At 70.2% G+C, this 22886-nt stretch carries 23 protein-coding genes; 9 read left to right on the top strand and 14 right to left on the bottom strand.

The annotated features are described in order from the left end of the window. Positions 1–5: 5 nt before the first annotated feature. The 6 genes from AC1RRS_RS00215 to AC1RRS_RS00190 form a co-directional block, all read right to left on the bottom strand. The gene (locus AC1RRS_RS00215) at positions 6–1292 is read right to left on the bottom strand and encodes an efflux RND transporter periplasmic adaptor subunit (RefSeq protein ID WP_492853448.1); all 1287 of its coding nucleotides are present in this window, start codon (positions 1290–1292) and stop codon (positions 6–8) included. 104 nt (positions 1293–1396) lie between these two features. Continuing rightward, positions 1397–1657 (bottom strand): hypothetical protein, encoded by a 261-nt coding sequence (locus AC1RRS_RS00210; protein ID WP_492853447.1) that lies wholly within the window; start codon positions 1655–1657, stop codon positions 1397–1399. A gap of 175 nt (positions 1658–1832) precedes the next feature. Further along, complete coding sequence (locus AC1RRS_RS00205) at positions 1833–3002, bottom strand: S41 family peptidase (RefSeq protein ID WP_492853446.1); 1170 nt, start codon at positions 3000–3002, stop codon at positions 1833–1835. Positions 3003–3077: 75 nt separating this feature from the next. After that, positions 3078–3839: a pseudouridine synthase gene (locus tag AC1RRS_RS00200; RefSeq protein WP_492853445.1), complete on the bottom strand. Its 762-nt coding sequence runs from the start codon at positions 3837–3839 to the stop codon at positions 3078–3080. Between the two features lie 4 nt (positions 3840–3843). Next, positions 3844–4884 carry a lysine-2,3-aminomutase-like protein gene (locus tag AC1RRS_RS00195; protein WP_492853444.1) on the bottom strand — a complete coding sequence of 347 codons (1041 nt, stop codon included), beginning with the start codon at positions 4882–4884 and terminating at the stop codon, positions 3844–3846. 227 nt (positions 4885–5111) lie between these two features. Then, entirely contained in the window at positions 5112–5237 is a 126-nt protein-coding gene (locus AC1RRS_RS00190) for a hypothetical protein (RefSeq protein ID WP_492853443.1), read from the bottom strand. A gap of 129 nt (positions 5238–5366) precedes the next feature. Between AC1RRS_RS00190 and AC1RRS_RS00185 the strand changes: the two genes are divergently transcribed. Further along, entirely contained in the window at positions 5367–6242 is an 876-nt protein-coding gene (locus AC1RRS_RS00185) for a LysR substrate-binding domain-containing protein (RefSeq protein ID WP_492853442.1), read from the top strand. Between the two features lie 81 nt (positions 6243–6323). Here the strand turns inward: AC1RRS_RS00185 and AC1RRS_RS00180 are convergent, their stop codons facing one another. The 3 genes from AC1RRS_RS00180 to epmA all read right to left on the bottom strand — a co-directional run bounded on the left by AC1RRS_RS00180 (position 6324) and on the right by epmA (position 8297). Then, a complete protein-coding gene (locus AC1RRS_RS00180) occupies positions 6324–6764 on the bottom strand; it encodes a VOC family protein (RefSeq protein ID WP_492853441.1) in 441 nt (146 codons plus the stop codon). A 113-nt stretch (positions 6765–6877) separates the two neighbouring features. Next, a complete protein-coding gene (locus tag AC1RRS_RS00175; protein WP_492853440.1) occupies positions 6878–7240 on the bottom strand; it encodes a hypothetical protein in 363 nt (120 codons plus the stop codon). A gap of 4 nt (positions 7241–7244) precedes the next feature. Continuing rightward, complete coding sequence (gene epmA / locus AC1RRS_RS00170) at positions 7245–8297, bottom strand: EF-P lysine aminoacylase EpmA (protein WP_492853439.1); 1053 nt, start codon at positions 8295–8297, stop codon at positions 7245–7247. A 139-nt stretch (positions 8298–8436) separates the two neighbouring features. On the opposite strand from epmA, the gene efp reads away from it, so the two are divergent. Continuing rightward, positions 8437–9003, top strand: a complete 567-nt coding sequence (gene efp, locus AC1RRS_RS00165; RefSeq protein ID WP_487292302.1) for an elongation factor P — start codon at positions 8437–8439, stop codon at positions 9001–9003. A gap of 71 nt (positions 9004–9074) precedes the next feature. Here the strand turns inward: efp and AC1RRS_RS00160 are convergent, their stop codons facing one another. Further along, positions 9075–10010, bottom strand: a complete 936-nt coding sequence (locus tag AC1RRS_RS00160) for an alpha/beta fold hydrolase (RefSeq protein ID WP_492853438.1) — start codon at positions 10008–10010, stop codon at positions 9075–9077. A 194-nt stretch (positions 10011–10204) separates the two neighbouring features. On the opposite strand from AC1RRS_RS00160, the gene AC1RRS_RS00155 reads away from it, so the two are divergent. Then, entirely contained in the window at positions 10205–10606 is a 402-nt protein-coding gene (locus tag AC1RRS_RS00155; protein WP_492853437.1) for a MerC domain-containing protein, read from the top strand. Here AC1RRS_RS00155 and AC1RRS_RS00150 read toward each other — a convergent pair. Together AC1RRS_RS00150 and AC1RRS_RS00145 are read right to left on the bottom strand one after the other, a co-directional pair. Next, positions 10603–12423 (bottom strand): glycoside hydrolase family 9 protein, encoded by a 1821-nt coding sequence (locus AC1RRS_RS00150; RefSeq protein WP_492853436.1) that lies wholly within the window; start codon positions 12421–12423, stop codon positions 10603–10605. The genes AC1RRS_RS00155 and AC1RRS_RS00150 overlap by 4 nt on opposite strands. Before the next feature lie 98 nt (positions 12424–12521). Beyond that, a complete protein-coding gene (locus AC1RRS_RS00145) occupies positions 12522–13178 on the bottom strand; it encodes a TetR/AcrR family transcriptional regulator (RefSeq protein WP_492853434.1) in 657 nt (218 codons plus the stop codon). Positions 13179–13235: 57 nt separating this feature from the next. Here AC1RRS_RS00145 and AC1RRS_RS00140 point away from each other — a divergent pair, with 57 nt between their 5' ends. Further along, positions 13236–14075, top strand: coding sequence for an oxidoreductase (locus AC1RRS_RS00140; protein WP_492853433.1), 840 nt, complete (start codon positions 13236–13238; stop codon positions 14073–14075). Positions 14076–14178: 103 nt separating this feature from the next. Here AC1RRS_RS00140 and AC1RRS_RS00135 read toward each other — a convergent pair whose 3' ends face one another. Beyond that, positions 14179–14772, bottom strand: a complete 594-nt coding sequence (locus AC1RRS_RS00135; RefSeq protein ID WP_492853432.1) for a metal-independent carbonic anhydrase family protein — start codon at positions 14770–14772, stop codon at positions 14179–14181. A gap of 376 nt (positions 14773–15148) precedes the next feature. Here AC1RRS_RS00135 and AC1RRS_RS00130 point away from each other — a divergent pair, with 376 nt between their 5' ends. Beyond that, positions 15149–16663 carry a DUF885 domain-containing protein gene (locus tag AC1RRS_RS00130; RefSeq protein WP_492853431.1) on the top strand — a complete coding sequence of 505 codons (1515 nt, stop codon included), beginning with the start codon at positions 15149–15151 and terminating at the stop codon, positions 16661–16663. A 147-nt stretch (positions 16664–16810) separates the two neighbouring features. Here the strand turns inward: AC1RRS_RS00130 and AC1RRS_RS00125 are convergent, their stop codons facing one another. After that, positions 16811–18448, bottom strand: coding sequence for a pectate lyase (locus tag AC1RRS_RS00125; protein WP_492853430.1), 1638 nt, complete (start codon positions 18446–18448; stop codon positions 16811–16813). 533 nt (positions 18449–18981) lie between these two features. Here AC1RRS_RS00125 and AC1RRS_RS00120 point away from each other — a divergent pair. The 4 genes from AC1RRS_RS00120 to AC1RRS_RS00105 all read left to right on the top strand — a co-directional run bounded on the left by AC1RRS_RS00120 (position 18982) and on the right by AC1RRS_RS00105 (position 22564). Continuing rightward, positions 18982–19161 (top strand): hypothetical protein, encoded by a 180-nt coding sequence (locus tag AC1RRS_RS00120; RefSeq protein WP_110120980.1) that lies wholly within the window; start codon positions 18982–18984, stop codon positions 19159–19161. A gap of 85 nt (positions 19162–19246) precedes the next feature. Then, the gene (locus tag AC1RRS_RS00115; protein ID WP_110120981.1) at positions 19247–20269 is read left to right on the top strand and encodes a sensor histidine kinase; all 1023 of its coding nucleotides are present in this window, start codon (positions 19247–19249) and stop codon (positions 20267–20269) included. 100 nt (positions 20270–20369) lie between these two features. Further along, positions 20370–22307, top strand: a complete 1938-nt coding sequence (locus AC1RRS_RS00110) for a transglycosylase domain-containing protein (protein WP_492853429.1) — start codon at positions 20370–20372, stop codon at positions 22305–22307. An 80-nt stretch (positions 22308–22387) separates the two neighbouring features. Further along, positions 22388–22564 carry a hypothetical protein gene (locus AC1RRS_RS00105; RefSeq protein ID WP_492853428.1) on the top strand — a complete coding sequence of 59 codons (177 nt, stop codon included), beginning with the start codon at positions 22388–22390 and terminating at the stop codon, positions 22562–22564. Positions 22565–22886 lie beyond the last annotated feature (322 nt).

The following is a 22886-nucleotide window of genomic DNA, read 5'->3' as shown; positions in this document are numbered from 1 at the left end:
ACCGACTACTCGGGACGCCGACGGCCTTCGCCGCCCTTGCCTTGTTCGCCCTTCTTGCCCTTGCCCGCGCCTTGACGCTGCACCTGGCCCGGCAGCTGCACCTTGCCGCCTTCGGTCAGGCGGTCGCCGCCTTCGGTGATCACCTTGTCGCCAAGGGCGAGGCCTTGCGTGACCGCCACCTGGGTGGTGGTCGCCTGGCCGGTCGTGACCTTGGTCTTGGTGACGGTCTGGTCGCTCTTCAGCTTCCAGACGAACGAGCCGTCCGAGCCCTGGCGCACGGCCGTGGCCGGCACGACGATGGCGTCCTTCAGGGTGTCGAGCTGGATGCGGACATTGACGAACTGGCTGGGGAACAGCTTGCCGCCGGTGTTGGGGAAGCGGGCCTTGCCCTTCACCGTGCCGGTGCCGGTGTCGACCAGGTTGTCCAGGGTCGAGAACGTGCCCTGGTCCAGGGTGTTGGTGCGGGTGCGGTCGAGCACGGTGACCGGCAGGGTCGCGCCGCCGAACACCCGCTGCGAGATGCGCGGCACGTCGTCCTGCGGGACGGTGAATTCCACGTCGATCGGCGACAGGGTGGTGATCACCGCCACGCCGCTCGAGTCGCCCGAGGCGATGTAGTTGCCGACGTCCACCACGCGCAGGCCCACCCGGCCGCTGACCGGGGCGACGATGCGGGCGAAGCCGAGGTTCAGCCGCGCGGTGCCGACGGCGGCGCGGTCGGCCATCACGGTGCCTTCCAGCTGCTTGACCGTCGCGGCCTGGGTGTCGACCTCCTGGCGGGCGATGGAGTCCTGGGCCAGCAGGGTCTGGTAGCGCTTCAGGGTCAGCTGGGCGACCGACAGCTGGGCCTCGTCGCGGGTCAGGTTGCCCTGCGCTTCCATCAGGCTCATCTGGAACGGGCGGGGGTCGATCTGCACCAGGGTCTGGCCGGCCTGGACCAGCTGGCCCTCGCGGAACAGCACCTGGGTGATGACGCCCGAGACCTGCGGCTTGACCGTCACGGTCGCCGCCGGGGTCACGGTGCCCAGGGCCTCGATCACCACCGGCAGGTCGGCCTTGGCCACCGTCGCCACCGCCACGGTGCTGGCCGGACCGCCGCGACGACCGCCGCCGCCCGGGCCGCCGGGACCACCGGGGCCGCCCATGTCGCCGCCGCCCTGGCCGCCGTTGTGCAGCAGGGTCCAGGCCAGGACGCCGACGCCCGCCAGGGCCGCCACGGCGACGGCGCCGCCGATGATCCGCGCCCGACGGCTGGGCTTGCGGGCGGAGTAGGACGGGCTGGATTCGGTCATGGACGGCCTCTGGGCGCGGGCGGGCGGCGAAGATGGTCGGGGATAGGCGAGGGTACGAAATGTCGGGTCGCCGACGCTGGCGACCCGACGCTCAAGCTAAACTGCTAGAGGCGGCATTTGATCCATTTGCCGTTCGGACCGCGGAAGGCGTCGCGCTTGGCGTCGAAGCTGCGGTACTTGGCCTTGCAGGCGCGGACGTGGCGTTCCTGCTTGGATTCCTTGCCCGGCTTGGCGTCGTGGCGTTGTTGTTGCGGCTGCTGTGCGGCCGGCGCCTGGGCGCCGTGCTGGTCGTGACCCTGGGCCAGGGCGGGGGCGGAAGAGGCGGCGGCGAGGTTCAGGGCGATCGCGGCGAGAACGGCTTTCATGTCGGTCTCCGAAATTGAGGGGACCGCACGGCTAGCAATGCGAAGTGGCGGCGATGTTGCCGCTTTGAAACGGCGTCCGGCGAACTTGCAAAAATGGGCGGAAAGTTTCGGTACAGGCGCGAGTTCAATCGCCCGTTTAGTTCCGGCCCATGGTCAGGATCGACGAAAAGCGCCCTCAGAGCTTGCAGGCGAAGTCTTCCCTTCGAACGCCGCTGACGCTCGACAGGCGCTCGGTCGGCAGCTTCAGGACCAGACCGGAATGGTCCAGGCGGTAGTCGTAGACCGCCCCCAGCAGGCCGGCCATCGGACATCCCGAGACCTTCGCGCCGAGGGCGTCCAGGCCGATCGCCAGGCCTTCGCCCATGCTGCCGGTCCAGCGCCCGACCCGCACCTTCACCGGACCGGAATGATGACGGCCCGCGCGGGGCAGCACCTCCTCGATCCATTGGCGCGGCACGCCGCTCTGGCGTTCCTCGGCGATCAGCCGGTGCACCTGATAGGGCCGCGCCGACGAGACGAACCAGCCCATCACGGCGCGGGCGACCACGGTGTTCCCACCGCTGGGCGTCTCGGTCAGGTCGAGAATGACGGTCTCGCCGGGGCGGGCCTGGGCCATCGCCTGGTCGAAGGCCGAAATCGTGGCGTCGTCGCCCAGCGAGTCGTTGAACCGGATGGTCAGCGCCTTGCCGCGCTCGACGGCGACCGGCGGCCGGTCCTGGCGCGGCGTGGCGTAGAGGCTCGGCAAGCTCACCATCCGCACCTCGCCCGACGCCTTGCGTATGGTCAGCACGCGCGGCCGGTCGCGACGCCCCGCCGCCAGTTGCCGCGCCGCATAGCCCGCGCCATCCGGCGGAACCTCGACCCCAAGATCGCGCCAGAAGGCCGCCACGGCCTGCGCCGTCGGCGCATGGTCGACCTCCAGCAGGCGATCGCCGACCGCCACGCCCGCCGTGGCCGCCGGCGTGTCCGGGCGGACGGCCGTGACGCGATAGCCGCCGGCGTCCGGCTCGATCCAGAGGTCGGAATAGCTGGGGACCAGCGCCCAGCTGTCGTTGAAGGAACGGCTCGTGATGGCGTGCGGGTCGGCCAGGGCCGCCAGGCGGCGCTCGGCGTAACGGGTCAGCGAGCGCGAGTCGCGCACCGCCTCGGCCTCGGCGCGAAGCTGCGGGCTCGACGGCGCCGTTCCGGACGGAAAGCGGTCGAGATAGGCGTAGTTGTCTTCGATCAGCCGGTCGATCGACAGCGCGTCGGCTTTGAAGTCCTCGGCTGTCTGGGCGAGAGCCGCGGGACCGTCGGCGAGGATCGCCATGATGAGAACCAGGGCGGGGGAAGAGCGAAGAAGCATGAGCGAAAGCTCCGGCGCCCGCCGCGCCGGGACAACTGAAACTTTGGTAACGCTTCTTCGTCTGGCTGCGGAGCTCTAACCCCGGATCAGCGCTTCGCGCTCGGCAGCCGTCAGCGGGCGCCAGCGGCCTTCGGGCAGGTCGCCCAGTTCGATCGGGCCGACGCGGTGGCGGAACAGGTCGATGACGTCCAGCTCGACCAGGTCGCACATCCGGCGGATCTGGCGGTTGCGGCCCTCGGTCAGCACGAAGCGCAGGGTTTCCTGGCCCAGGCGGTCGACGACGGCGCGCTTCAGCTTGCGGCCGTCCAGCTCCAGGCCGTGACGCAGCCAGTCGATCTTCTCGCGGGTCAGCTCGCCGCGCACCCGGACGCGGTATTCCTTTTCCAGCGTCGATTCCGGACCGATCACGGCCTTGGCCACCACCCCGTCCTCGGACAGGATCAAGAGGCCCCGGGAGTCCATGTCGAGGCGCCCCACCGGGGCCAGCTTGCTGTCGCGGCCGGGCACGGGGCCGGGCTGGCCGAACTGGGCGCTCCTGGTCAGCAGGCGCACGGCCGGGATCTGCTCGCCCTCGGGCTGGGACGAGACGATGCCGATCGGCTTGTGGATCATCACCGTCATCGCCGCGCCCAGCTGGGCGGTGGCGCCGTCGTTCAGCACCAGGGTCTGGCCGGGCAGGATCTTGCGACCGGCGTCTTCGACGACCTCGCCGTCGATCGTCACCAGGCCCTGGCCGATCAGGGCCTCGGCCTCGCGGCGCGAGCAGACCCCGCTCTGGGCCAGCCACTTGTTGACGCGCTGAGGCTCGGCCTCGTCGTAGGTGCGGGTCCAGGCCATGGGGTCAGTCGGCTTTCGGGGGATAGGCGTGGGTCTGGCCGCGCGGGTCTTCGACCGCGCCGTCGTCCAGATAGGTGGGGCCGATCGGAACCTTGCCGTGGCCGTCGGGGATGTCGAGCACGTAGGTCGGCTGGCACAGGCCCGAATAGCGGCCGCGAATGGCCTTCATCAGCGCCTGGCCTTCCTCGACCGAGGTGCGCAGGTGGCTGGTGCCGGGGGCCAGATCGCCCTGGTGCAGATAGTAGGGCTTGATCCGGGTCTCGACCAGCGCCCGCATCAGCGCGCCCAGGCTCTCGGGGTCGTCGTTGACGCCCTTCAGCAGCACGGTCTGGCCGATCATCGGCACGCCGGCGTCCACCAGCCGCGCGCAGGCGGCGCGGGCGGCCGGCGTCAGTTCGCGGGCGTGGTTGGCGTGCAGGGCGACATAGACCGCCTTGGAGCCGCGCTTCAGCGCCGCCACCAGTTCCGGCGTCACCGCTTCCGGATCGACGGACGGGATGCGGGTGTGGAAGCGCACGACCTTGACGTGCTCGATCGCCTCCAGCCGGTCCATCAGGTCGGCGAGGCGGCGCGGCGACAGCACGAAGGGATCGCCGCCAGTGACGATCACCTCCCAGATCTGCGGGCGAGCGGCGACATAGGCGAAGGCGGCGTCCAGTTCGGCCGGCGACAGGGTCTTCAGCCCCTCGGGCCCGACCATCTCGCGCCGGAAGCAGAACCGGCAATAGACCGCGCAGGTGTGGGTCGGCTTCAGCAGCACGCGATCAGGGTATCGATGGACGATCCCCTCGACCGGGCTGTGGGCGAAGTCGCCGATCGGGTCGGCGCTTTCGGCGGGCAGGGTGGTCAGCTCGGCTTCGGTCGCCACGAACTGGCGGGCGATCGGGTCAAACGGGTCGGCCTCGTCGATCAACTGGGCCATGTCGGGCGTGATGGCCACGGCGTACTGGGCGGCCACGCGCTCCAGCGCCGGCAGGCGTTCGGCGGCGACGAGGCCGGCGTCCGCCAGGGCCCTGGCGCTGCGGATGGTCTTGGCGGCGATCATGATCGCCGGGGATATGCGCCGAACGGGCGAGGTTGGCAAATGCGGCGGGTGGCGCTCCCCCTTCCTCCCGTCATTCCCGCCCTTGTGGCGGGAACCCCTCTGTCAACCGCAAGGGCGGACGGGGCGGCGTGCTTGGCACGCCGCTGGCGCTTCACATGCTGGCTGAACCAGGGTTTCCCGCCACAAGGGCGGGAATGACGGGAAAATAGAGCGGGAGGGCGTATCCCTCACCTCGGGCTGTACACCGGCACGCTGCCGGGCCAAGGCTCGGCGCGGAAGGGCGAGGAGGGGGCGCGGTCGATCGCGCCGATCAGGGCGAGCGCCAGGGCTCCGCCGGCAAGCAGCAGTTTCATCGTCGTGGTCCTGTTAGATGCGGTCGTGGGGAAGGGCGGCCGCAGGGAGACAATCGCAAATCCACGTCGGCTTTACGAACGATGGCTTCTGCGTCAGGTTGTGAGTCCAGCTAACGGAGATGGGTTGCGTTGCGCCTTCCACCCTTCAGCGCCCTGGTCGCCCTGGAGGCGGCCTATCGCCACCGCAGCTACAGCCGCGCGGCCGACGAGCTGCACGTCACCCATGGCGCGGTCAGCCAGCAGATTCGCAAGCTGGAGGACGACCTGGGCGCGGCCCTGTTCCGGCGCGAGGGCAACGGCATGGTCCCGACCCCCACCGCCCGCCGCCTGGCCGAACACGTGGCCGAGGCCCTGTCGATCCTGAAGGCCGGGGTCGAGAGCGCCCGCCAGACCCTCGAAGGGCCGCTGGTGGTCAGCGCCACCGCCGCCTTCGCCAGCCGCTGGCTGGTCACGCGCCTGGCCCGCCTGGCCGCCGACACCGGCGAGGCCGACCTGCAGCTGCGCATCGAGGATCGCAAGGCCGACCTGCGCACCGACGGCGTCGACATCGCCCTGCGCTTCGGGCGCGGGCCTTGGGCCGACGTGGAGTCGATCCCGCTGCTGGGCGAGCGGCTGTTCCCCGTCTGCTCGCCGGGCTTCCTTGAAAAGCACCCGATGAGCTGTCCGGCCGACCTGCTGACCGTGCCGCTGCTGCGCCATACCGGCGTCCACTGGGCCGTCTGGTTCCGGGGCATGGGGCTGGAGCCGCCGGCCATGATCACGGGCCTGGCCTTCGACGACACCTCGGTGATGCTCGACGCCGCCGCCCAGGGGATCGGCGTCGCCCTGGCCCGCGAAGGCCTCTCCGAACGCGACCTGCGCGACGGCCGCCTGGTGCGTCCGTTCTCCGGCGAGGTCGAGGTCGAGACCGGCCACCACGTCGTTTGGCGCGCCGACGCGCCCCGGCTGGCGCGGATCCTCAAGGTGCGCGACTGGCTGCTGGCCGAGGTGGGGCGGGAGGCATAGGCGTCCATCCCCCACCGTCGTCATCCCGGCCGTGGCGCGCAGCGCGGAGAGCCGGGATGACGAGCTTTCAAGGCGCTGAAGCTACGTCCCCGGCCGCCAGTCCGCGCCAGGGATGGTGTTGACCATCCACGGAATGCCGAACCTGTCGGTCAGGCTGCCATAGCCCGGCGACCAGAAGGTGGCCGCGAACGGCATGCCCACCTTGCCGCCCTTGGCCAGGGCCTCGAACACCCGCCTGGCTTCGGCGGCGTCTTCCGAGTGGAAGGTCACGTCGAAGCCGTTCTTGGGCTTGTCGATGTTGGGGGCGAACTCGGGCGGCAGGTCGGCGCCCATCAGCGCCTGGTCGCCGACGTCCAGCCAGCAGTGCATCAGCCAGTCCTTGTATTTCGGATCGATCGGCATGTCGGGCGGGCCGTCGCCGAACGGCATGGCGGCGGTGACCTTGCCGCCCAGCACCTGGGCATAGAATTCGAAGGCCTGGCGGCACTCGCCCTTGAAGCTGAGGCTGGTGACGATCTTCATGGCGGCTCTCCCTTTCCGCGTCTGTCCGGACCATAGGACGCGCAGCCGCCGACGGAACCGACATTCCGTCTGAAAAAGATCGTACGGCCGCCGCTCCGTCCCGTCGGGCGAGCTTAGCGCACGGTCCGGGCCAGCTTCCGCGCCTTGGGCGTGGCCGTTTCGATCGGTACGTCGCCGATTGGGGCCGAGGCAGGGGAGCCTTCAAGCAGGATGATCGTGTCGGTCCGTCCGTCGTCGCGGGCGCAATAGAGACCCTCGGCGCCCTGCGCTCGCCAACGGAAGGCCCAGCCACGTTTGCGGAGCTGGCCGACGTCGCACAGGCTCAGCAAGGTCGGTGACTGGCCGCGCTCGAACCGGGCGTCGGCGAAGCCGGCGTCGCGAACGGCGTCGCGCGCCGCCGCCCGACGCTGATCCTGGGCGTTGGGCGCGCAGGCCTGGACCGCGACGACGAGGGAAACCAGGGCGAGCCTCTTCATCGCCTCAGACCTCCGCCACCGGAACCCACAGCACCTCGTCGATGCGGCGCGCGCCGGTGGCCAGCAGCACGAGACGATCGAAGCCTAGGGCCGAGCCGGCGGCGGGCGGCATGTGCTCGAGGGCCGCCAGGAAGTCGTCGTCGATCGGATAGCGCTCGCCGTAGACGCGCTGCTTCTCGTCCATCTCGGCGACGAACCGCCGGCGCTGCTCGGCGGCGTCGGTCAGTTCGCCGAAGGCGTTGGCCAGCTCCACCCCGCAGGCATAGAGCTCGAAGCGTTCGGCCACGCGCGGATCGCCCGGCTTGGGCCGGGCCAGCGCGGCTTCGGCCGTAGGGTATTCGCACAGCACCGTGGCCCGACCGATCCCCAGGTTCGGCTCGACCTTCTCGACGATCACCCGGCTGAAGACGTCGGCCCAGGTGTCGTCGGCCGACACCCGGACCCCGGCCGCCACGGCCGAGGCCGCCAGGGCGTCGCGGTCGGTCCGCCCCCCTTCGCCAAGGCTCGCCAGCAGGTCGACGCCCGCGTGGCGCTCGAAGGCTTCGGCCACCGTCAGCCGCTCGGGCTGCGCGAACGGATCGCAGTCCAGGCCCCGGAACGAGAACAGCGTCGTTCCCGCCGTCTCCGCCGCCAGGGCCAGCAGGGCCGCGCAGTCGTCCATCAGCGTCTCGTAAGGCTGCCCGACCCGGTACCATTCCAGCATGGTGAACTCCGGATGGTGCAGCGGCCCCCGTTCCCGGTTTCGCCACACCTTGCCCAGGCTGAAGATCCGCTCTTCGCCGGCCGCCAGCAGCTTCTTGCAGGCGAATTCCGGCGAGGTGTGCAGGTGCAGGGCCGCGCGCTCGCCGGCCAGGGTGATCGCTTCGGTCGAGAAGGCGTGCAGGTGCGCCTCGTTGCCGGGCGAGACCTGCAGGCAGGCGGCTTCGATCTCCAGGAAGTCGCGGCTTTCGAACCAGTCGCGCACCGCGGCCGTGATCCGGTTGCGGGCCAGCAGGAACGGCCGGCGGTCCTGGTGCTTGCGCGGGCTCCACCAGGGAGAAGGAGAGGGGGCTGTCACGGGCTGGCTCGGAAAGGGCGAAACGACGGAAGGACTGGCGATCTAGCCCCGTTCGCTATAGAGGGGCACACGGATTCATCTGCAATACACGCGCGCGCGGTCTTGAACGCGCCGTCGCCCGATCTTCGAGGACTCTCACGTGAAGGTAGCCGCCAGCTCGCTCCGCAAGGGCGCCGTCGTCGACATGGAAGGCAAGCTCTATGTCGTCCTGACCGTCGACAACATCCACCCCGGCAAGGGCACCCCGGTGACCCAGCTGAACATGCGCCGCATCAGCGACGGCGTGAAGGTTTCGGAACGCTACCGCACCACCGAGCAGGTCGAGCGCGCCTTCGTCGACCAGCGCAACCACACCTTCCTGTACCAGGACGGCGAGGGCTACCACTTCATGAACCCGGAAACCTACGACCAGGTCGTGGCCTCCGAGGACGTGATCGGCGACGCCGCGCCCTACCTGCAGGAGAACATGACGGTCCAGCTGTCGACCCACAACGACGTGCCGATCGCCATCGAACTGCCGCGCACCATGATCCTGGAAGTCGTCGACACCGAACCGTCGGTGAAGGGCCAGACCGCCAGCTCGTCCTACAAGCCGGCCCTGCTCAGCAACGGCGTCAAGACCACCGTCCCGCCGTACATCGCCGTGGGCACCCGCGTGGTCATCCTGACCGAAGACAACACCTATCAGGAACGCGCCAAGGACTGATCGTCCTTCACGCGACTGGAACTGACGAACCCCGGCGGCCGCGAGGTCGCCGGGGTTTTTCGTTTTTGGGCCTACCCCAGCCGCACGAACGTCTCGATGTGCGCGGCGCTCGACACCGGATGCTGGTGCTGCGGGCCGTGGCCGGCGTTGGGGTAGGTCAGCAGCTGCAGGGTCGGCAGCTGGTCGTTGAGGGCGTACCAGTTCTCGACCGGGCAGATCAGGTCGTGGTCGCCGCCGATGTGCAGGATGGGGATCGCGGTGGTCTTCAGGATCTGCAGGATCGGCGGGGCGGGGAACGGATTGGCCTTGGGCGCGTCGCCCAGGCTCTGCGCGGCCCACTGGTAGGGCACGGGCGGCGACAGTTCGGCGGTGCGCGCGGCGATGCGGTCGTGCGAGGCCTTGGCCGCCGCGCGGCTGGCCGGGCTGTTGGGCTCGAAGAACAGGATCACCTCGTCCTCGAAGTCGTTCTCGCGGGCGGCGGCCTGGTAGAACAGCGGCTCGGCCAGCTTGGCGGCCGGTCCCGGCGGCGTCGTGCCGATCAGCACCAGGTGGCTGATCTTGCCCGGAAAGATCGACAGCGCCGCCTGGGCCGCGATCCCGCCCAGCGACCAGCCCAGCAGCACCACCTTGTCGAGGTTCAGGGCGGTGACCAGATCACCGGCGTCCTTGGCCCAGGAGAACGGGTTCAGCGTCTTCTCGCCGGTCGACAGGCCCAGGCCCGTATAGTCGAAGGTGATGACCCGAAAGCCCCGCTGCGCCAGGCTGTCGAGGAACAGCGGGTCCCAGCTGTCGAGGTTGCCGCGAAAGCGGGTGCACAGCACCAGCGGCGTTCCCTCGCCGACCGAGCGGTAGGCCAGGCGCCGGCCGTGGCTCTCCACATAGCGGGTGGGGGCGTTCACGGCGCCGGCGGGAGCGGCCTGCGCCAGCGCCGGCGGGGCCAGGCCCAGCGCCAGCCCCGACAGCAGCACGCCCCGGCGCGAGCCGGCCCAGCGATCGATCGTTTGCATGGCGAGGGTCCTCCAGTCGCTTTGGTCGCGGCCGGACCATCGCCGATCAGGCACGCGGCGACTTGGACGATCCCGCCCGGGGTCGGACGGAGCGGACGCGTCGGACGCGTTGGCGGAAATTCCGCTGGGCGCCTCTTGACTGAGTGTTATGTAATAACATTTAAGTCGCCTCGACCGTCGTACCGGAGTTCCGCATGCCCCGCCACAACCACCTGCAACGGGGTCTCGACGGCGCGGCGATCGGGCTCTCGAGCCTGTGTCTCGTGCACTGCCTGGCCCTGCCGGTGATGGCGGCCCTGCTGCCGCTGGCGGCGAACCTGTCGCACGCCGAGTGGCTGCACCCCCTCTTCCTGGCCATGGCCGCGCCGATCTCGGTCTTCGCCCTGGCGCGCTCGGGCAACTGGCGGCGGCCGCGCATGGTGGCGCTGGCCGCCGGAGGCCTGGCCCTGATGACCGCCGGCGCCTTCGTCCCCATGAGCGACTGGGCCGAAGCTGGCCTGACCAGCCTCGGCGGCCTGATGCTGGCCGGCGTCCACCTGCTGAACGCGCGGATCTGCTCGTGCGCGGAACGCGGCGAGCTGGAGCCGGCCGCCTAAGGCGCCTCATCCAGGAACGCCGCCACCCAGAAGAACGGCGCGTTCCAGTTCACCGCCACCTCGTTCTGGGTGAAGGCGCCGGCGTCGTCGACCCAGCAGGTCTGGGCCGCGCACTTGCCCTGCATCTTCTTGGCCACCTCATCGCTGAAGGCGGTGTTGTTGGGCCCGCCCGAGATCACCCCCGGCGGCGGGGCGGGGTACTTGCCCTGGCCGACCCAGAAGCGGTGGTGCGGATGCTTCATCGGCCGCGCGCCCCAGCCGGTGACATAGGACTGGTCCAGCGGGTTGCGGCCCAGCACGTAGTCCATGGCGTCGGCCGCGGCCTGGCGATAGGCCGCCTTGCCCGTGACGTCGTAGGCCGCGCCCAGCACCATGGCCCGGTTCATGATCACCGCGTTGGAGCCCCAGGAATAGCGCGTCCCGGCGTCGGGCAGGCGATAGCCGGCCTTCAGGTCCTCGGCCGCATAGCCGTCGGCGGCGGCGACCAGCCCCGCGCGCGCGGCGTCGCGCGCGTCGGCGGGGACCGTGTTGGAGATCGCCAGCGACATCACGCCCAGGGTCGCCGTCCAGCCCCAGCCCGGCGCCTGGGCCGGCTTGCCGGCGGCCGGCATGTGCGGTGAAGCCCGCACGATCTCGCCATAGGCGGCCTCGCCGGTGGTCGCCCACAGCTCGGCCGCGGCCCAGAACAGCTCGTCCGACAGCTCCGGATCGCCATAGCCGCCTCCGCCGGTGAATTGGCTGTGGGCGTAGATCTCCGGATTGCGCCGCGCCGCCGCGAAGGCCGAGCGGGCCACGCTCAGGCAGCGGGCCGAGAAGGCCGGATCCACCGTCTTCCACACCCGTGCGCACTGGGCGGCCACGGCGGCCAGGTTCAAGGTCGCGGCGGTGGTCGGGTGGTAGAGGAAGCGCGGCGCGGGGTCCTCGTGCGGGGCGGTCGGCACGCCGGTCCAGAAGCCGTCGGTCAGCTTCTGATGGGCCATGCCCGAGGCGTCGACGCTGGTGAGCGTCAGCGGACCCTTGCCCTGATGGCCGACGGGCAGGGCCATGGTCGTGCCCGCCGGAACCTGCATGGCCAGCAGGAACTCCAGCTCCCACCGCGCCTCGTCCAGCAGGTCGGAGACGCCGTTGCCGGCCTCGGGAATACGCTGGCTTCCGTCGGCGAAGGCGTCCCTGCGCCCCAGGGCCGCCAGCCGCTCGCGATAGTTCACCAGCGTCCACACCGCGATGCCGCCGTTGACCACGTACTTGCCGTGGTCGCCGGCGTCGTACCAGCCCTTGCTGGCGTCGAGGGTGTAGCCGCAGCCGGCCCAGGCCTGGCCGCGCTCGTCCTTGCCGTTGAAGCAGGTCGCCTTGTCCGGCGCGTGGCCGGCCGGGCGGGCCAGCTTGGGGTCGTCGCCGAACCGGGCCTCGATCGGTATGCCGCTGCGGTTCTGGTAGAAGAAGGCCAGGGCGTCGCGCTTGAGCCGCGCATAGGGATGGGCGGCGATCGCGAACGGCCGGCTGGCCCGGCCGCCGGCCTTCAGCCGATAGCCCGCGCCGGCCGGCGCCGCCGAGAAGTCGATCTGGTGCAGGCGCTCGCCCGAGGCCTCGTCGGGGCCGACCACGATCGTCCTGCCCTTCAGCACCACGCGCCCGGCGGCGTTCTCCAGCGTCCAGTCCAGCGGCTGGGCCGAGGCCTCGGGCAGCACGGCCAGCTTGCCGGCGCTTTCCAGCACGCCCACCTGGTTCAGCCGGATCGGGGAGGGCGGCTCGGCGGCCATCACGGGCGCGGCGAAGGCGGAGGCGGCCAGCAGGGCCAGGATCGGACGGGACGGCAAGGCTTCCTCCGGGAACGCGAGACAGATGGGCGTCTTCGTGCGCCCCGTCGGCAAACTAGGCGATCAGTGACAGCGTTGTCACTGGTTCTCTTCGCGCTTCACGACCGCAGCAAGCCAGCGCGCCGGGTAGGCTCGACGAAGCCCAGCAGGACGGTGAGGGCCGTTGCTCGCGCCTTTTCGGGAAGCTGAGCATCGCTGATCTCGTCGGCGATCCAGAAGGATAGGCAGCCGCGAAAGCCGATCGCCAGTTGCTCCGGCGCACGCTCGGCGGCGACCTTGGCCAAGGCGGGATCGACGCCGTCGCCATCGCCGAACGCCGTGGCCCACAGGGCTCGTGATTGGGCGCTGACCTCGCTCGGCTTGGCGCCAGGAAAGCCTAGCGAACGGATGATCGCCCGGTTGATCTGGGGCTCCTCGAGCATGACGGCGACCGCGATCGATACGGCGGCGAGCACGCGGCTGATCGCGTCGCCGGCCAGCGCGGCCTCGAGAAAGCGCTCGCTCATCAGGTCGATCCGGCGAGCCGACAGCGCCTGCGCGATCGCCGCCTTGCTTCCGAATTGATTGAACGGCGTGGCGAAGCTCACGCCTGCTTCGGCCGCCAGCTCGCGCATCGAGAACGAGGCGGCGCCATCGGCGCGGAGCAGGCGCTCGGCGGCGTCGAGCACCGCCTCTCGCGCCAGTGTTCGCTTTTGCTCTCGAACCGTCATCTCGACCATGGGGGCCAAGGTGATGCGCCCCGCGTCTTGCGTCAATAAATTATATCATGATATAAAATTCTACTCTCACATCTGACGGCTTCGAGATCTGCCATGACCGCATCGACCAAGACGTTTCTGATCACCGGCGTCAGCTCCGGCCTGGGCCGCGCCTTCGCCAGCGCCGCCTTGCAGGCCGGCCACGTGGTGATCGGTACGGTCCGCAACGCGCAAGCCGCGTCGGAGCATGAGGCGCTGGCGCCGGGGCGCGCTCATGCGCTGCTGCTCGACGTCACCGATTTCGACGCCGTGGCCGCTCAGGTTCCCGATGCGGAGCGCCGGTTCGGCGCGGTCGATGTGCTGGTCAACAACGCGGGCCACGGCCAGGAAGGCGTGGTCGAGGAGTCGTCGCTCGACGATCTGCGCCGCCAGTTCGACGCCAATGTCTTCGGCGCGGTGGCGATGATCAAGGCGGTGTTGCCGGGCATGCGTGAGCGCGGCTTTGGCCGCATCATCAACGTCACCTCGATGGGCGGCTTCATCACCATGCCCGGCATCGCCTACTATTGCGGAAGCAAGTTCGCGCTGGAGGGCATTTCCGAGGCCCTGGGCAAGGAGGTCAAGTCGCTGGGCATCCACGTGACCGCCCTGGCGCCGGGGCAGTTCCGCACCGACTGGGCCGGGCGTTCGATGGACCGTGCGCCGCGCAGCATCGCCGCCTACGACGCGATCATGGATCCGATCCGCTCGGCGCGTCAGGCCAAGAGCGGACGCCAGCCGGGCGATCCGGCCAAGGCGGCGCAGGCCTTGCTGACGCTCGTGGAATCCGACGCTCCGCCGACCCGGCTGTTTCTTGGCGAGGACGCGCTGGCTGTCGTCGAGCAGAAGCTGGACCTGATGCGAGCCGAGATCGACGCCTGGGATGCGCTCTCGCGATCGACGAACTTCGACTAGGTGGAAGGGGGGGGGCCGTGCGAGCGGCAGCGCAACGCCCGCCCCATCAGTTGAACCGGCCCGCCCGATCGACCGAGCGCGACGGGCCGGTTCCGCCGCCGCCTCAGTACCCGTTGAACTGCAGGGACGAGTGGTGGACGATGATCCGCACCACGCCCTTGTCGTCCTTCTTGAACACCCAGGTCTTGTCGACCACCACGGCGGGCTTGTCGTCCTGGCCTTTCACGTACAGTTCGACCGTGCCCATGGTGCTGGCGACGGCGCCGTTGATCTGGATGCCGACGGGCTTGAACACCACCCGGCGCCACGGCTCCTTCAGCGCGAAGCCGTCGTCGTTGTATTCCGGATCGTCGTCGACGAAGTAGGACAGCGCGCCCTCCTTGGTCAGGCGGAAGACGTGGGGCTTGGTGGTCAGGGTCGGCTTGAACAGCACCGGACCCAGATTGTAGCCGTAGGCTCTGTCGATGAAGGCGCTGGCCACCGCCTTGGCCCGCGGCAGGTTCTCCCGCTTGCCGTTGTAGGCGACCGAGATGGACACCAGGCCTCTGCCCCAGGCGTCGGCGGCGGCGAGAACCTCGGCTTCGGTGATCTGCTGCGGGGCGGCGTCTCCGGCCACGGCGAGGGCCGGGGCTGTGGTGGCGGCGAGGGCCAGGCCAAACAGCGAGGCTGTCAGGGCGCGACGAGTGGCGTGTTTCATCGGTCTTACCTCCATGGCGGAACGTCGGCCTCGCATGGGCCGCGCGCGGGTCGTTGGACGCGGACGCTGACTGTCACTGTCTCTTCGGGGCCGGCCCTGGGACGCCCGGAGGATCGAAACTTCAAGCGGGGAGAGCGTGGCCCTGGCGACGCGGCCCCCCCAGCGTCGATTTAAGCGTCGGTTCGGGCGTCGGTCCGAGCGCGATGCGGCCGAGGCTATGCTCGGTTCCTCCCCCAAGGTTCCGGAAGTAGCTTTTGGGTGGTTTTACCGATTCATGCAACCTGATGATGCATCTGGCGGCGATCGCCGATCGCTCTGGACACCGGTGTCTTTCCCGTTACGACAGGGATCAACAACGGCAAGGGAGAGGCCGGGAATGATCGATCGTCGCGGGATGCTGCTGTTGACGGCCGCCGGCCTGACGGCGGGGCCGGCCTTGGCCCGCCAGAACGGAGACGCGGCCCTGAAGACCCTCCTGGACGGCTTTCCCAAGGTCGCCGGCGCGGCCGATCGCCTGAAGGCCCTGGCCGCCCTCGATCGGGCGACCCTCTCGCCCAAGGCCCGCCTGGACTACGACGCCGTGCGCAACGCGACGGCCATCGAGGCCGAGCTGGTCCGCCGCTTCCCGTTCGGCGCCGGCGCGGCCGGACCCTATGTCGTCACCACCCGGGCCGGCGCCTGGCTGAAGGTCGCCGACTCGGCCGGCAAGCCCGAGGCCGAGGCGGCCCTGGCCAAGCGCATCGACGCCGAGACCGACCAGATCGAACGCGAGGCCGCTGTCGGCGTCGTCCCGCCGGCCTTCCTGATCGCCCGCCTGGAGACGGCGATCGTCGAGCCCGTCCGCAAGGGCGGCCTCGGCAAGGATCTGGCCGCCTCCCTGGTCTGGCAGGCCGAGGCGCTGTCGAGCCTCAAGCCCCGCGCCGGCAAGGCGGCGGGGATCCGCTTCAAGGACCGCGAGGCCTATTACGCCCTGGCGCTGAAGGGCCAACTGGGCGCGGCGCTCGCGCCCGCCGAGGCCCGTCGCCGGCTGGACGAGACGATCCGGGGCCTGCACGCCCGCGCCGACGTCCTGCTGAAAGCCCAGGGCCTGACGAAGGGCGGGGTAGGCGAGCGCCTGCGCGCCCTGGCCGCCGACGAGCGCTTTCTCTACAGCGACGACGACGCCGGCCGCGATCGCGCCGTGGCCGACATGGCGCCCTGGCTGGCCAAGGCCCGCGCGCGCCTGCCGCTCGCCTTCGCCAACCTGCCCGGCGCGGTGAACGCGGTCTCGGTGCGTCGGATGTCGCCCGCCGACGAGGCCTCGGGGCGCCAGGGCTATCGCGACCTGCCCTCGGCGGACGGCTCCAAGCCCGGCGCCTACTATCTCGATCTCAAGCAGATCCGCCGCCGGCCCAGCTGGAGCCTGCCGGCCGTGGTCCACCACGAGGTGATCCCCGGCCACATGCTGCAGATCCCGCTGGAGGAGGCCTCGGGCGCGCACCCGTACCGCACGCGCGTCGCCTGTCCGGCGGCCATGGAGGGCTGGGCCGTCTATGCCGAGCACCTCTTCTGGGAGATGGGCGCTTTCGACGGCGAACCCCTGGCCGAGATCGGCGGCCTCTACTGGATCCTGTTCCGCGCCGCCCGCGACCGCATGGACCTGGGCGTCCACCTGGAAGGCTGGACCCCCAAGCGCGCCATGGCCTTCCTGGCCGACACGCAAGGCGACCCGGTGATCTTCGCCCCCTTCACGCAAGAGGTCGAACGCGCCGCCATCGCGCCGGGCGTCGCGGCCGGGCAGGGGATGTACTGGCTGGAGCTCTCCCGCCTGCGCCGCGCCTGGGGCGGGACCCTGCGGGAGTTCCACGGCAAGGTGCTGGATCGCGGGACGCTGCCGCTGGGGATGATCTAGCGCCGCGCGGGCCCCCTCCGGCCCTCCGGGCCCCCTCCGGCCCTCCGGGCCACCTCCCCCAGAGGGGGAGGATCTAGAAGCGCCGAGCCAGATGCTCCCCCTCTGGGGGAGCTGTCGCGGAGCGACTGAGGGGGCCGCCGCAGGCGGCTAAGCCGCCCCGACGTACTTCAGCAGCGTCACCATGTTCTCGATGTAGCTGCCGGTCGAAATCCCGATCTTCGGCTTGTCGGTCACGTACGGGGAGGTGTCGCTCGCATCGCCCACGTGCGTGCGGCTGAAGTCCCCCGGCGCGGGCGTGGTCGAGCCGTCGCCGATATAGGGGTTGGAGGTCGCCTTCAGTTCGGTCGGCCACCAGCCGGCCTCGTTCAGCGCCGCGATCAGGCCGGCGACCTTGTCGGGGGCGCTGGCGGCGGTGTCGCCCTTCAGGGCCCCGACATTGAGGTCGGACACCGACACGTCCTTGAGGGTGAAGTATTTCGGCAGCGCCTGGCGGCCGGCCTTCAGCGGCGAGGCCTTGCTGGCGACTTCGGGCGGCGTGGCCTTCAGCGTCTCCAGCCGCTTGCGCAGGGCCGGGATGTTGATCCCCCGGAACGACGAATAGTGCGCCACGGTGTTCTCGGGGTTCTGGTCGACATAGTAGCGGCCGTTGACGACGTTGCTGCCGGTGCGGTGCACGTAGAGCGGCTTGCCCGTGCCGATCTCGACGAAGGTCGGGAAGGCCCGGCCCTTCTGATATTCGACCGGCAGGCGCAGGGTCTCCAGCCAGTCCAGCGCCTCGGAGAGCCGCGCCAGGTACTTCGGATCGCCGGTCAGCTCGTAGAAGCCCATGCAGGCGGTGATGTTGGCGGCCGTGGTGTGGGTGGCGAAGGCTTCCGGCTCGTAGGTGCGGGCGCCGGCCGGCTTCAGGTCGGCGACACGGTGTTGGAGCCCCCAGCCCGGCTGGGGCTGCGGCTGCTGGCAGGCGACGAAGCAGTCCATGGCCTTCTTGATCGCCGGCAGGGCGCGCGGGTCGCCCAGGGCCTGCCAGACCATGATCAGGAACTCGATGTTCTCGCCGGCCACGTCGTCGTTGAAGGTGATGAAGCCGGTGTAGTCGGGCCGGCCGTGGTGGTGGAACTCGTCCTTCAGCGGGAAGCGCTGCGGCCAGCCGCCGACCGGGTACTGGCTGTCGAGGACAAAGCCGATGGCCTTGTCCAGCGCCGGCTTGAAGGCCGGGTCCTTCTTCTCGACATAGAGCCGCAGCAGGAACTGGGCGCTCTCGGCCGTGCCGGCGTCGTCGAAGGTGGCGTTGCCGTAGTAGTGCTGGAATTCCTCGAGCCGCCAGCCGTTCTTGCCGATGGTGTCGTACCACTTGCGGATCGAGGCCTCGCCGGCCAGGTCGCCCAGATAGTTCCAGCCGCCGGCTGGGTGCTGGATCTTGATCAGGGCCCCGGCCACCTGCTTGGCGGCCTCGTAGTAATAGTCGTCGCCGGTGGCGTGATAGGCGTCGAGGAACAGGTGCCCCATGGTCGCCGTGCCCGGCGGCTGCACCCAGATCATCGTCGGATAGGCCTCCATCTCGCCCCAGCGGCGCGAGAAGTCGGGCAGGTAGCTCCAGACGTAGCCGCCCTGGTAGGCGACCTTCTCGACCATGAAGGTGGTGGCCCGCTTCATCGTCGCCAGCGCTTCGTCCTTGCCCGGGGCCTCGGCGGCCAGGGCCTTGAACGGCGCCAGCCCCGCGGCGGCGGCGAAGGCGGCCGCGGTGGTCGCCATCAGGCGGCGGCGGGTGAGGGGGCTGAGCGGCATCGACGCTTACTCCGGGGTCCTGAACTTGCGCGACGCGAGGACGCAGGCGGCATGGACAAGAAGCGGTCGGAACGCCTGTCGCCAAGCGTCGCCTTGGTTTCCTTCCCCGTCGGAGGCCAAGCTCCGAGTCCTTGCCGCCGTTGGCCCGGCGCGTGTTGGGCGACACAATGTCCACCGGTGTCATTGTTGGCAAGAGCGCCTTTGGCGAACCGGCGCGAAATTTCCCCTGCCGCGTGTGCGACAGGCCGCTGCGTTGTGTCGCGCAAGGCTTTCCGCGAAATGACGACCATCGGTTTATGAGGCGACGCCGCCGCGCCGGATGGCAGCGGGCGACGCCGTCCTGTTGGGGAACAGGACGACACCCCCGGACCCTCAGGGTCCGGGGGTGTTTTCATTTCGGGCGCCTGTATTCCCGGGCGCCGCGCACCTTGTGCAAATACACACTAAGGCGCTGATACCGCTAACGAAGTTCGCCGAGCTGCGTCGCGCGGTCGCATGGAGAACGGCGTTCATCTCCAGTAAACAATCACCCCATGCCGAGCCAAAACGATCATCTCAAAGAAGCCGAACGGCTGGAGCGCCAGGCGGAGATCGCTGACAGCGCCCATGCCCGCGAAGCCCTTCGCCGCATGGCCCAGACCTCGCGCGTCACCGCCGCGATGGTCGGGCTGATGGAAGCCTGCGCCGAGGATGCGCCCAGCATCTCCTTCTGACGGCGCCCACCGTACGCGCCTTTGACGAGCGTCCCGGCCTCGCGCAACTCTGGCTCCCAAACGGGGGCGGAGCGAAGGAGGGGGCATGGCGCAGGACCGTACGGACGCAGGCGTGCTGGCCGCCGCTGGGGCCTATTTCCACAGCGTGCTGGAAGCCAGCCAGGACTGCATCCGCGTCATCGATCCCGAAGGGCGCGTCGAATACATGAACGGCCGCGGCCGGGTGCTGTTCGAGATCGACGACTTCGACGGCCGCAACCGCGACCGCTACTGGCCCGACATGTGGCCGCCCGAAAGCCGACCCGCCGTCGAGAACGCCCTGAACAAGGCCCTGGCCGGCGGCGCGGCCTTCTTCCGCGCTCTCTGCCCGACCGCCAAGGGCAATGTCCGCTGGTGGGACACCACCGTCTCGCCGGTCCGCGACGAGGCCGGAAGGGTGGTGCGGGTGCTGGCCGCCTCGCACGACGTCACCGCCGCCATGCTGGCCGAGCGCCACCGCCAGCTGCTGGTCAACGAGCTCAATCACCGGGTCAAGAACACCCTGGCCATCGTCCAGTCGATCGCCGCCCAGTCGCTGCGCAACGCCGGGGTCGATCCGGCCGTGCGCCGCGCCTTCGAGGGCCGGCTGATGGCCATCGCCGCCACCCACAACGTGCTGACCGACGAGAACTGGGCCGCCGCCAGCCTGCGCCAGATCGTCGAGGGCTCGCTCAAGCCCTATCTCGGCGGCGAGCATCGCGCGACCATCGCCGGCCCCGACCTGATGGTCTCGCCCAAGCCGGCCGTGGTCATGGCCCTGGCCTTCCACGAACTGGCCATCAACGCCCTGAAGTACGGCGCCCTGTCGGTTCCTGGCGGCGAGGTCGAGGTCGGCTGGGCCTCCGAACCCGGCGCGCGCCTCGTCATCACCTGGACCGAGCACGGCGGGCCTCCGGTCAAGACGCCCACCCGGCGCGGCTTCGGCTCGCGGATCATCGAGCTGGCCCTGGCCAGCGAACTCGACGGCGAGGTCGCCCTCGACTATCGCCCCGAAGGGCTGGTCTGCACCGTCCGCGCGCCCCTGACCGCCCTCGACAAGGTCGACGCCTTCATGGCGTTGCAGGCGTGAGCCTTCCGACCCAGGCCAGGCAACCTTGACCGTTCCCGGACGCTTTCCTGCCGCAACTGCCTGCCATCCAGGGGCGGGCTGAACAGGAAACGGGGGCCGGGTGGCCGATCTCGACTGGCGAGCTTGGACGGTGAAGGCGCGACACGTCGTGCTCGCCATCGCCGCCTTCGTCGCCGCCAAGGCAAGAGGCGCGCTCGCCTTCGTCCGCCGCCATCCGCGCTGGATGGGCCTTCTGGCCGCCGTCTTCACCGTGCTGCTGGCCGCCTTCGTCTGGGTCGGGGTCAGCCTGCCGCTGTCGCGCGCCCTTGAGCCTCTGCCCAGCCCCGCCGTCGTGCTGCTCGACGCGCAAGGCAAGCCCTTCGCCCGGCGCGGGGCCTACAAGGAAGCTCCGGTCGTCGTCGCCGACCTGCCGAACTACGTGCCCAACGCCTTCATCGCCATCGAGGACCGGCGCTTCCGCCATCACTTCGGCCTGGACGTCTGGGGCATGGGCCGGGCCGCCGCCGTCAATCTCAAGGCCGGCAAGGCCCGCGAGGGCGCCAGCACCATCACCCAGCAGCTGGCCAAGAACGCCTTCCTCAGCAACGAGCGCACCCTTCGCCGCAAGGCGCAGGAGGCGGTGATCGCCGTGTGGCTCGAACTGCGCCTGTCCAAGGACGAGATCCTCGCCCGCTACCTGTCGAGCATCTATTTCGGCGACGGGGTCTATGGCCTGGGCGCGGCCTCGCGGCACTATTTCGGCCGCCCGCCGGAGAAGCTCACCCTCGGCCAGGCCGCGATCCTGGCCGGCATGGTCAATGCGCCCAGCCGCCTGGACCCGGTCGACAACCCCAAGGCCGCCGCCGCCCGCGCCGACCGGGTGCTGGCCGACATGGTCGAGGTCAAGTTCATCACCCCCGAGCAGGCGGCCGCGGCTCGCGGCGCCCGCGCCAGGGCGGTGCGCGCCAGCCTGCCGGTCGGCGGCTATTTCGCCGACTGGGTCTCGCCCCAGATCGCCGACGCCTTCGAGACCGCCCGCTACGGCGAGGTCAAGGTTCCCACCACGCTGGACGGCCGCCTGCAACGCCGCGCCGAGCAGGCCGTCAACCGCGCCCTGGCCAAGTCGGGTGGCCGGCTGAAGGCGGGGCAGGCGGCCCTGGTCGCCATGCGCCCCGACGGCAAGGTGGTGGCCATGGTCGGCGGCCGCTCCTACGCCGCCAGCCAGTTCAACCGCGCCGTCCAGGCCAGGCGCCAACCGGGCAGCGCCTTCAAGCTCTTCGTCTACCTGGCCGCCCTGCGCGACGGCGCCCACACCGACATGCGGGTGGTCGGCGACCCGGTCACCATCGGCGGCTGGAGCCCGAAGAACTACGAGGGCGAGGCGGGCCAGGACATGACCCTGCGCGACGCCTTCGCCCAGTCCAACAACATCATCGCCGCCCGCATCTGGCAGACGGCCGGCGGCGAGGCGGTGGTCCAGGCCGCCCGCGACCTCGGGATCACCTCGCCGTTGAAGGCGACCGACGCCAGTCTGTCGCTGGGCACGGCTGAGACCACCCTGCTGGAACTGACCAGCGCCTACGCTTCCGTCGCCTCGGGCCACATGCCGGTCGCGCCCTACGGCCGTCCGCGTCCGGTCGGCGAGGCGGCCCCGCCCAGCCAGCCGCTCGACACGGCCCAGCGCGCGGCCCTCTACCAGCTGCTCGGCGCCGTGGTCGAGGAGGGCACCGGCCGCGCCGCCCGCACCGGCCAGCTGACCTATGGCAAGACCGGCACCACCCAGGACCATCGCGACGCCCTGTTCGTCGGCTTCACCGGCGACCTGGTGGTCGGGGTCTGGGTCGGCAACGACGACCACTCGCCGATGAACGGCGTCACCGGCGGCGGCCTGCCGGCCCAGATCTGGCGCGACTTCGTCGGTCAGGGGCTGAAAGCCGGTCTGATCGCCCGCGACCGCGCCCCGGTCCCCCGCGCCCCGCCGCCGTCGGAAGACGACGAGATCGAGCGTGAGATCAGCCGCGGCATCCCCGGCTGGCTGCGTCGGATCTTCGGCGGCTGATCATAACTCTGTGTCGCAGAGTTGTGATTGGACGGGCGCGGCCGGCCATGGCCTGCTGCCCGCGACCCACGGAGGACGCCATGCCGCTCCCCAAACCGCCCCCCAAAACCAAATGGGCCGCCGCCATGGCCGACGGCCAGGCCAAGCGCGACGCCAAGGCCGCCAAAGCCCGCAAGGCCGCCCAAGCCGCCACCGACCTCAACACCACCCTCGGCCCCGCCGCCCTGGTGGCGATGCTGACGGGTTCGAACACCTGATCGCGCCAGATCCTCCCCCGTGAAACGGGGGAGGGGGACCACGAAGTGGTGGAGGGGCGAGACTCTGTGATCCCTCTCCCCTTGCGGGAGAGGGTGGCCTGCGAAGCAGGTCGGGTGAGGGGTCTCTCAGAACTCAAAACCGCGTGCAGCGGTCAGGCCGGGCGGAGACGTCCAACGTCTGAGAGACCCCTCATCCGTGGGCTTCGCCGCCACCTTCTTCCGCAAGGGGAGCAGGATCGGGTGATACGCACGCTGCTCGCACGGCGTAATCGGAAAAGAGTTGAGCGAACTCAACGCCCTGCAACTTTATAACCCCAACTTA

It is taken from the genome of Caulobacter sp. GW821-FHT12A07 (assembly GCF_058807655.1).
This window is presented reverse-complemented; position numbering and strand designations above follow the sequence as displayed.